1 protein-coding gene and 1 pseudogene are annotated in these 1,092 nt (G+C 46.5%); both read right to left on the reverse strand.

Features of this window, described 5'->3' with window-relative positions:
- Nucleotides 1–440: pseudogene (locus tag F6K63_RS36990) on the reverse strand (transposase); the annotation flags it as partial.
- 77 nt (nucleotides 441–517) lie between these two features.
- Nucleotides 518–979 (reverse strand): LURP-one-related/scramblase family protein, encoded by a 462-nt coding sequence (locus F6K63_RS36995; protein WP_287315028.1) that lies wholly within the window; start codon nucleotides 977–979, stop codon nucleotides 518–520.
- Between the last annotated feature and the right edge of the window lie 113 nt (nucleotides 980–1,092).

The following is a 1,092-nucleotide window of genomic DNA, read 5'->3' on the forward strand; positions in this document are numbered from 1 at the left end:
CACGATGTTTCTACATACCGCTGACCTCGTTGAATTCCAGGTCGCCATTTCGCCGTCGTCAACCCTCGCATCCAGCCACTTCCTGGCATCTTCTCACTACATCTCGGCACATGAAACCCATCTCCCCCTACTACAAATGGCTCCTCCTCTTCTACCTCCTTCAACATCTCTCCCAACATCACTTTGCTCGTCGCCTCTTCCTCAAACCTTCCTTCGCTAAAGAGCCTATACCATGCACTCCAATCCTCATCCGTCAGACCTAGCGTTAACAGCAACTGAGTGATTGTATGACGACCAAACGAAAATAGCTCCGCCATCACCAACGCCACTATCCGATTGAAGACTCGCTTTTGTCCATAATTCCCCTCACAAGCCTTCACTAGACTCATGATCTCCTTTAGCAAAACTGGGCTTTCTTCAATTTCTTTGATATCTTCCATTTGGGATGTCCTTTTGCTTTCGTGCTGCTTGATAACAACACTATATCAAAGGTTCATCCCACTTTCTACCCCCTCAACTAAAAAGCCAAACTCAAGTCATCGCTGATCAGATAGACAGGGTGAAAGAGATATCCAGATAAGATTCCCACAATCGGTATCTCCCCAAACAGCCCGTCCATCACTTTGATCCAGCCATTCTCTTCCTCGATATTCATTTGGCCGTTTCGTCCGCTGGAAATATCATAGCGGGCCTTCCACAACGACCGCATTCCTTGCCGTTTGATAGAGCCAATCGATCCGCCACCGTTTCGCTGAAAATTATAGTTGGCGGACCAATCGATAATTCGATCAGCATTCAAATAATAACGCGGATCTCGCTGCTCTTCATCAGCAAAGACGGTCACAGCTTCTTTCAGCTTAAAGAGCTTCTGGCGGACATAGAAGAGCAGGTTGCCATTGGCATCACGAACAGATAGCTGTGGCGCTAGGGCGAGAATCTTGAATGATAAGGTTAGTGGGTAGATAAATGGGGGTTGCATAATTACTCCTAAATTCGTACTAATTCTTATAGGCTGACTTGGCACAACTGGTTATTCTGCTACTCTGACGCAGAGTCAACTTGAGATTAATGACAACGTTGCTAGCGGAAATC

It is taken from the genome of Moorena sp. SIO1G6, from assembly GCF_010672795.1.
Lineage (GTDB): Bacteria > Cyanobacteriota > Cyanobacteriia > Cyanobacteriales > Coleofasciculaceae > Moorena > Moorena producens.

Bases quoted from the DNA above. Each gene is read 5' to 3' on its own strand.
- F6K63_RS36995 (WP_287315028.1), bottom strand. From the start codon at position 979: ATGCAACCCCCATTTATCTACCCACTAACCTTATCATTCAAGATTCTC.